At 71.5% G+C, this 8,046-nt stretch carries 7 protein-coding genes; 4 read left to right on the top strand and 3 right to left on the bottom strand.

Going from position 1 to position 8,046, the window contains the following annotated elements:
* The first annotated feature begins 653 nt into the window (after positions 1 to 653).
* A complete protein-coding gene (locus tag ACIBSW_RS37505; protein ID WP_404799576.1) occupies positions 654 to 851 on the top strand; it encodes a hypothetical protein in 198 nt (65 codons plus the stop codon).
* A 206-nt stretch (positions 852 to 1,057) separates the two neighbouring features.
* Here the strand turns inward: ACIBSW_RS37505 and ACIBSW_RS37500 are convergent, their stop codons facing one another.
* Positions 1,058 to 2,419 (bottom strand): NAD(P)/FAD-dependent oxidoreductase, encoded by a 1,362-nt coding sequence (locus tag ACIBSW_RS37500; RefSeq protein ID WP_354727085.1) that lies wholly within the window; start codon positions 2,417 to 2,419, stop codon positions 1,058 to 1,060.
* A gap of 68 nt (positions 2,420 to 2,487) precedes the next feature.
* Here ACIBSW_RS37500 and ACIBSW_RS37495 point away from each other — a divergent pair, with 68 nt between their 5' ends.
* Both ACIBSW_RS37495 and ACIBSW_RS37490 read left to right on the top strand, forming a co-directional pair.
* A complete protein-coding gene (locus ACIBSW_RS37495; RefSeq protein ID WP_354727087.1) occupies positions 2,488 to 3,549 on the top strand; it encodes a serine hydrolase domain-containing protein in 1,062 nt (353 codons plus the stop codon).
* Positions 3,550 to 3,630: 81 nt separating this feature from the next.
* Entirely contained in the window at positions 3,631 to 4,506 is an 876-nt protein-coding gene (locus ACIBSW_RS37490; RefSeq protein WP_354727089.1) for a hypothetical protein, read from the top strand.
* A gap of 110 nt (positions 4,507 to 4,616) precedes the next feature.
* Here the strand turns inward: ACIBSW_RS37490 and ACIBSW_RS37485 are convergent, their stop codons facing one another.
* Together ACIBSW_RS37485 and ACIBSW_RS37480 are read right to left on the bottom strand one after the other, a co-directional pair.
* Positions 4,617 to 5,951, bottom strand: a complete 1,335-nt coding sequence (locus ACIBSW_RS37485) for a deoxyribodipyrimidine photo-lyase (RefSeq protein WP_354727091.1) — start codon at positions 5,949 to 5,951, stop codon at positions 4,617 to 4,619.
* Position 5,952: 1 nt separating this feature from the next.
* Positions 5,953 to 6,858, bottom strand: coding sequence for a phytoene/squalene synthase family protein (locus ACIBSW_RS37480; protein WP_354727093.1), 906 nt, complete (start codon positions 6,856 to 6,858; stop codon positions 5,953 to 5,955).
* A gap of 63 nt (positions 6,859 to 6,921) precedes the next feature.
* Here ACIBSW_RS37480 and ACIBSW_RS37475 point away from each other — a divergent pair, with 63 nt between their 5' ends.
* Positions 6,922 to 8,034 carry a polyprenyl synthetase family protein gene (locus ACIBSW_RS37475; protein WP_404799575.1) on the top strand — a complete coding sequence of 371 codons (1,113 nt, stop codon included), beginning with the start codon at positions 6,922 to 6,924 and terminating at the stop codon, positions 8,032 to 8,034.
* The last annotated feature ends 12 nt before the right edge of the window (positions 8,035 to 8,046 follow it).

The following is an 8,046-nucleotide window of genomic DNA, read 5'->3' as shown; positions in this document are numbered from 1 at the left end:
TTGGCAGGACGGCCGGTAGCTGATCTCCCCGATCTCTCGGTTCGTTCTGCTTGCCTCGCCCGTTTCCCTGCCGGCTCGCAAAACATTACCCGGTCGTTTCCCAGGCTCCAAATCGGCCCCCCGTGTCCCAGGCCACAATGCCGCGACCTGCGCAAACGCATTTTTGCGCCACCCCGGACAACGCAACGTCGCCGATCAAGACACACAGCGTGCCCACAATCGCCGTCAAACCCAAGCGCCGCACCACCACCACAGGCCGAAACACGCCTCAAGTGCCACCTACACACCCACCCAGCCCTCTGGCCGGCGCCGTCCTCATCACCCCTACAGGAAGCCCAACCACTTCCAGCACCCTCCCGACCACCCCTCGGCCTCAACAAAGTCCGAGACTCCAGAGCCAAGACGAAGCACCGAAAACGACAAACCCGCCAGGCAGAGCCGCCAGGCAGAGCCGCCAGGCAGAGCCGCCAGGCAGAGCCGCCAAGCAGAGCCGCCAGGCAGAGCCGCCAGGCAGAGCCGGGGCATGGATGTCGCCAACCGCGGATGCACGCCGACCGCGCCGGCCCGCTGGCCCGCTGCCCGATCGGCGTGCCACAACTCGGCTGGGCTGCCATAGCCAGTCCGGGATGCGTCCGCGTAATGACCAGGAGTGGATGGCGACCCGCGGCATCGTGATCGCCGCCGACACGAGGGCGGTCACCCCACCGAGCGACGGGCTCGCCGACTGCCAGTCCACCGATCCACAGGCCCAAGCCGATCCACAGGCCCAAGCCGATCCACAGGCCCAAGCCGATCCACAGGCCCAAGCCGATCCACAGGCCCAAGCCGATCCACAGGCCCAAGCCGGTTAGTCAGCCCGCGCCCCACCCTGGCAAGCCCAATCAGCATGTTCCCGGCCACTGACCTGGTGCGATCGTGGCCGAAAGACCGCAACCCACGAAGGAATTGCCCGGCCACGGAGCGGCCCGGCTACCCCGATCACTACCGCGCGGGTCTCCAAGCCCGTCGCTCGAGACCACCAGGGCCGACTGGATCTCCGTGGCTGCGGCGCTTCCGCCTACAGGTTGCGCAGGGCATCCCCAATCGCGCGGTGGAACGTCGGATACGCCCAGATCGTGGCCTTAAGTGTCGCCACCGGAACCTCGGCCTTCACCGCGACCGCAAGCGCACCCAGCATCTCGCCACCCGAAGGGCCCGCCGAGGTGGCGCCCACCAGCACCCCGCGGCCCCGATCAGCGATGACCTTGATGAAGCCCTCGTTGCCCGGGCCATGGATGAACCCACGCGACGACGACGGCAAGCTCGAGTAGCCGACCTGCACATCCACGCCGGCTTCGCGGGCCTGCTTCTCCGTGTACCCGACCGCGCCGATCTCCGGGTCGATGAACGTGACGCGGGGCTTCGCGTGGAAGTCGGCGGCGGGGCCGCCCTGGCCGAGGATGTCCCGGACGGCGACGTCCGCCTCGTACATCGCCATGTGGGTGAATGCGCCGTTGCCGGTCACGTCGCCGACCGCCCAGACCTTGTCGGCGGCGCGCATCCGGTCGTCGGTGGCCAGGAACCGGGCCGATGGGTCCAGGCCGATCGTGTCGATGCCCAGGCCGTCGACGCGGGCCGCGCGGCCGGTGGCGACGAGCAGCCGTTCGCCGGTGACGGTCGAGCCGTCGGAGAGTACGACGGTGAAGACGGCGCCGGAGTGGGAGACGCGCTGTGCGCGTACCCCGGTGAGGATTTTGACGCCGTCGGCCGCCAGGGCCGCGGCGGCCGTCGCGGAGGACTCGGGCTCCTCCATCGAGAGCACGCGGTCGCTGCCCTCGATGACCGTGACCTGCACGCCGAAGCGGGCCATGACGTGGGAGAGCTCGAGTCCGATCGCGCCGCCGCCGAGGACGAGCATCGTGGCGGGCAGGGTCTCGACCTCGATGGCCTCGCGGTTGGTCCAGTGGGGGGTCCCGGCGAGCCCGTCGATCGGCGGGATCACCGCCGTCGTGCCGGTGGCGATCACGATGCCGCGGGTCGCCGTCCACTCCTGGTCGTTCACGCGGACGCGTCCCGGGCCGGCGATGGCGGCCCGGCCGCGGACGAAGGTGCCGCCCTTGGCGGTGAAACGGTCGACGGCGACCTTGTCGTCCCAGTTGTCGGTCGCCTGGTCCCGGATTCTGCGCGCGACGGGCGCCCAATCGGGCTGCACCTGCGCGTTGCCGGCCAGGCCGGGAATGCGACGCGCCTCGGCGAGCGCGTTCCCGGCACGGATCATCATCTTGCTGGGGATGCATCCCCAATAAGGACATTCGCCGCCGACCAGCGTGTGCTCGACGCCGACCACGTCGAGGCCCGCCTCCGCGAGCCGCCCGGCGACCTCCTCGCCGCCCACGCCAAGGCCGACGACCACAACATCTACTTGCTGTCCTTCGCCCATGCGACCAGCCTTCCACCTTTCGCCGGTACCGTGCGTGCATGTCAGCGGACGATGACGCTCACGGCTTCGTGGCGCCCGGATACGAAGTCGTCCGGGAGGCGCTCGCGGCACATCCCAGCGGCGGTTCCGCGCTCTGCGTGCTGCGCCACGGTGAGCGGGTGGTCGATCTGCGCGAAGGCTGGGCTGACGCCGCCCGTACCCGGCCGTGGGCCGAGAAGACCCTGGTCAATGTGTATTCGGTGGGCAAGCCGGTGATCGCGCTTGCGGTCCTGCTGCTCGTCGATCGCGGCCAGGTGGGGCTCGATGATCCGATCGCGCGTCACTGGCCCGGATTCCAAACCCCTGCTTCGGTACGGCAGGTGCTCACACATACGGCCGGTTTGCCCTATTTTCCGGTACGCCGTGAGGCGTCGGACTGGGGCGACTGGGATCTGCTCTGCGCGGACCTGGCCGGCGCGAGCCCGCAGTGGCCGCCCGGCACGGTGGCGGCCGAGCACGCGCTGACCTACGGACACCTGCTGGGCGAGATCATCCGCCGGGTCGACGGCCGGCCGCCGGCGCTTTTCGTCGCCGAGGAGATCGCCGCGCCGTGGTGCCTGGACTTCGGCTTCGGCGCCGCCGAGCCGGAGCGATGCGCCGAGCTCGAGTTCGACCGGCCGGACCGGCCCGCGCTGATGCTCGGCGAGCCCGGGTCGGTGCGCACGCGAGCGGTCCTGAACCCGCCGGGCGCGCGTGACCTCGCGGTTGTCAACAGCCCGCTTTGGCGAAATGCGGTCGTTCCCGCGGTGAACCTGCATGCCACGGCGCCCTCCCTCGCGCGTTTCTATGCCGGGCTGCTCGCCGGCGGCGTGTTGGACGGCCGCCGGTTGCTGAGCGAGGCGCTCGTCGATGACCTGACGTCGGCGCACTTCTCGGGTCAGGACCACTTCATCGAGAGTTCGACGACGTGGGGCCTCGGTGTGCAGCTGGAGCCCGACGGGACCTGGGGCATGGGCGGCCTCGGCGGCAACGCGGCGTGGGCGGACCCGGCGACGGGCCACGCGATCGCCTTCGTGACCCGGCAGCTCGGCGATTTCGACCGGGTCGGTGCGATCGACGCCGCAATCTCCTCCGTGCGACCTCTCAGCTGACCCGGGTCGCCGCCGATTCTGTCCCCCGCGGAGCGTGGGATTCCCTGCGCGAGTGGAATCACCAGGGCAACGGAGGCGGCGATGAGGGGGCGATGGCGGGCAGCCCTGGTCTCTGCCGTCCTCGTGGCCGCCAACATGGCGTTGCCCGGAGCCTCGACCGCGGGCGGCGCCGGCCTCACCGCGGCACCGCCGAACACCCGGGCCATGTGGCTGTGGAACGACGACCCCGCCGCCGAGGTGGTGGCCTGGGCCGTGCGGCAGCACATCTCCGAGATCTTCGTGCACGTCCCGCCGTCGGTGCTGGCCGGCGGTGACCTCGCGCGGCTGCGGGAGATGAAGCGGCATGCCGACGCCCGGAGGATCAAGCTGCGGGCGCTGGGTGGCGACCCGGGCTGGGTCGACGATCACGCCGCGGCGCTCGCCTGGCAGCGGGCCGCGTCGTCCACCGGGCTCTTCTCCGGCATCCACCTGGACGTCGAGCCGTATCTGGGCGACGGCTGGGCCACCGACCGGCGCGCCACCCTGCTCGCGTACCTGAGGTTGCTGGACAGGATGCGAGCGGCCGGGACGCTTCCGATCGAGGCCGACGTGCCGTTCTGGCTCGGCGAGTTCATGGTCGGCTCGAAGAACCTGGCCGACGAGGTGTTGCGGCGGGTCAACGGCGTGACCGTGATGAGTTACCGGGACACCGGGACCGGCCCGAACTCCATCCTGTCGGTCAGTCAGGACTGGCTCGCGCGGGGCCGGGCCGCGGGCAAACGGGTGCGCCTGGGCGCGGAGACCGGGCCGCTGGCGGACTGCCCGCACTGCACCTTCCACGAGGAGGGCGCGACCCGGCTCGTTCGGGAACTGGCCAAGGTGGACGCGGCGACGCGCAGGACGGCGGCCTTCGGCGGGATCGCCGTGCACCGCTACCGCACCTGGCGGACACTGCCGGCCCTGGGTTACGCGGCCTAGCCCGCCGGACAGGTTGTCGCGGGTCCTGCCAACCATCAACGGACGAACGCAACGGGCCGGCAGGACCCGCTTCCACCACCCGGCGTACCGGGCGGAGCTCCGTCGCCGAGTCACGGCCGCAACCAGACCGCGTCGTCGCGGTGCGACTCGAGCGGCCCGGGATAGTCGAGGCCTGCGCGCACCTTCTCTGGTAGGCGCCAGGGCTGATGGACGACCTTCCCATCGACGGATTTCAACTCGGGAACGTAACGACGAACATACGCGCCATCAGGGTCGAAGCGCTCGGCCTGCCGGATCGGATTGAACCGCCGGTGGGGCCTGGTGTCGTGGCCGGTGCCGGCCACCCACTGCCAGTTGCCGGAATTGTTCGGCACGTCGCCGTCGATCAGCCAGCGGAAGAACCATTTCAGGCCGTCGCGCCAGTCCAGGCCCAGGTGCTTGGTAAGGAACGACGCGGTGATCAGCCGGGCGCGGTTGTGCATCCACCCCTCGGCGCGCAGCTGCCGCATGCCCGCGTCCACCACCGGCACCCCGGTCAAGCCGTCCTGCCACTGCTTCAGGGCGTCGTCGTCGGCGCGCCACATGTAGTCGCCCGCCTTGCGGTAGGCCTCCGTAGAGATCGCCGGGAACGCGGCGGTGGCCTGGTAGTAGAAGTCGCGCCAGCAGAGTTGGCGGACGAAGGCGTCTGGTCCCGGCCCGCCTACCGCCCGCGCTGCGTTCGCCACGGCCAGCGGCGAGACGCATCCGAACCGCAGGTAGCCGCTCAGCCGTGAGGTTCCGTCCGCGGCCATCTGATCGTGCAGCTCGTCGTAGGGCCCGAGGTGCCGGAGCCAGGCCGTGAGCCGGCGCCGCCCCTCGGTCTCGCCGCCCCGCACCGCACCGGGCGACTCGCCGTCCGGCACCTTCGGAAGCCGGCCGACGGCGATGCCCGGCGGCAGGGTGATCTTGTGAGGGGTGGAAGCCTCGTCGCGCCACCGCGCCGACTCCCAGGCCCGGTGGTACGGGGAGAAGACCCGGTAGTGGTCGCCACCGCCGCCCGGCCGCACGCCGCCCGGCGGGACGACCGTGGTCCCGGGCAGGAGCCGCAGCGAGATGCGGTGCCGCTCACACTCCCGTTCGAGACGCTGCTCCCGGCGCCGGGCGTAGCCGCTGACGTCGGCGGCGAGCGCGATTCCCTCGGCGTCGACCTCGCGCGCCAGCCTGATGGCCTCCGCGACCGGTTCGCCCTCGCGGACGACCAGGTCGCCACCCCTGCGCCGCAGGGCCTCACGCAGGTCGGCGAGGCTCTGGTGCAGGAAGAGCGCCCGGTTCGGCGAGAGCCGCCGCAGGTGCGGATCGAGCACGAAGAGCGGCACCACCTGCTCGGCGGCGGCACAGGCGGCGGCGAGGGCCGGGTTGTCGTGCACCCGCAGGTCGCGGGTGAGCAGAACCACCGCGGTCCGCATCTCAGCCCCGCACCGACGTGGCCATCGGCGTGCCCGCCCTGGTCAGCATGGATCGTGCCGCCACCCGGGCGCGGCGCTGAGCGGGGACCGTCGCCCGGCGGGCGAAGACGTCGTAGTCGGCCGCGACGACTTCGTCGAGAATGCCGCGGTACAGCTGGAAGGCCGTGCGCATGCAGGCCTGCGAGCCGGGCAGCAGCAGGGTGACTCCGGGTGCCGCGGCGGCGTAGTGCTCGTCGGCGCGGGCCACCGCAGCCCGGATCAGGGATTTGATCTGCGGAGTGGAGCGGCGCCGTGTCCGGGCGGCGCGCAGGTCGTCGCGGGTGACGCCGAACTCGGCCAGGTGATCGTCGGGTAGGTAGGTGCGGCCGCGGTCGAGGTCCTCGGCGACGTCGCGGATGAAGTTGGTGAGCTGGAAGGCGAAGCCGAGCTGGCGGGCCGGCTCGCGGGCGGCGGCCGGGTCGCTCGAACCGAGGATGGGCAGCATCATCGTGCCGATGACGGCGGCCGAACCCTCCATGTAGCCGAGCAGGTCGTCATACGTCGCGTAGGACGTGATGGTGAGGTCCATCGCCATGCTGCGCAGGAACGAGGCGAAGTCGGCATGATCCAGGTCGAAGACTGCGATCGTGTGGAGAACCGCGGGCAGCAGCGGGTCGTCGGCCGGCGCGCCGGCCAGCCCGGCGAGGAACCCGTCGGACCAGGTGGTCAGCCGCGCGGCGCGCGCCGCCGGGCGCAGGTCCTCGGTGCGGTCGACTATCTCGTCGGCGTAGCGCGCGAAGCCGTAGAGCGCGTGCACGTGGCGGCGCTTCCAGGCGGGGAGCAGCCCGGTGGCCAGGTAATAGGTGCGGCCGTGGCGCTTGTGGATCCCGCGACACCGTTCGTACGCGGCAGGAAGATCAATCTCCACGGCCCCTCCGTCAAATCGACTCACCAATCGACGCAACTGGAATCCTACGGTACTCTCGCTGCCGTGGCCAACGACATCCTCGAGGCAAGTCCTCGTTTCGGGACACCTCGCCGGACAGCACCTCCGGTTGATCTCGTGCCCGCGGTAGAGGGCACCCTGACCGAGTTCCTGGACGGCCAGATCTCGGCGCTGGGCGACGTCGATCCGGCGCTCGGCCGCTTCGCGACCACGACCCGGGATCTCGTGCTCGCCCGCGGCAAGCGGCTACGCCCGACGTTCGCCTACTGGGGCTGGCGCGGAGCCGTTGGCCCGCGCGAGCCCGTCGGACCGGTGCTGCCGGCCCTCGCCGCGCTGGAGCTGATGCACACGTTCGCGCTGGTCCAGGACGACGTCATGGACGGCTCGGCGACCCGGCGGGGCAACCCGACGGCACACCGGATCTTCGCCGGCCAGCACAGGGACGCGGGCCGGCTCGGCGATCCCGAGCAGTTCGGCGTGACGTCGGCGATCCTCGTCGGCGACCTCTGCCTGGTCTGGGCCGATCAGCTCCTGGCCCGGGCCGCGCTCCCCACGGCGACGTTGTTCGCGGCGCGCGCCGGCTACGACCGGATGCGTGCCGAGGCCATCGCGGGGCAGTATCTCGACGTCCTCGGCGAGGCCGCGCCCGGCGCCTGGTCCCTGGAGCGCGCGCGGCTGGTCGCGCGACACAAGACGGCGAGCTACACGGTGCAGCGCCCGCTGCAGTTCGGGCTCGCGCTGGCCGGCCGGGTCGAGGCCGACGTGGCCGCGGTCGACGAGGCCTACGACCGCTACGGCCTCGCGGTCGGCGAGGCGTTCCAGCTCCGCGACGACCTCCTGGGTGTGTACGGCGACCCCGTCGTGACCGGCAAGCCGGCCGGCGACGACCTGCGTACCGGAAAGCCCACCGCCCTGCTGATGCTGGCGCACGAGCTCGCCGACCCCGCGCAGCGAGCCGAACTCGCCCGGGATTCCGCCGGACCGGTCGCCCGGCGCGCCGAGGTGATCGCCGAGACCGGCGCCGTCGGACGCGTGGAGGCCCTGATCCAGCTTCGGGTGGCCGAGGGTGTCGAGGCGCTCGCGGACGCCCCGATCCACGACGACGCCCGCGCCGTGCTGACGGACTTGGCGGTTACCGCGACCCACCGCCCGACATGATGGTGCCCACGC

The organism is Actinoplanes sp. NPDC049668, assembly GCF_044465445.1.
GTDB lineage: Bacteria > Actinomycetota > Actinomycetes > Mycobacteriales > Micromonosporaceae > Actinoplanes.
The sequence above is the reverse complement of the archived record's forward strand: the minus strand, read 5'-3'. Positions and strand labels throughout refer to the sequence as shown.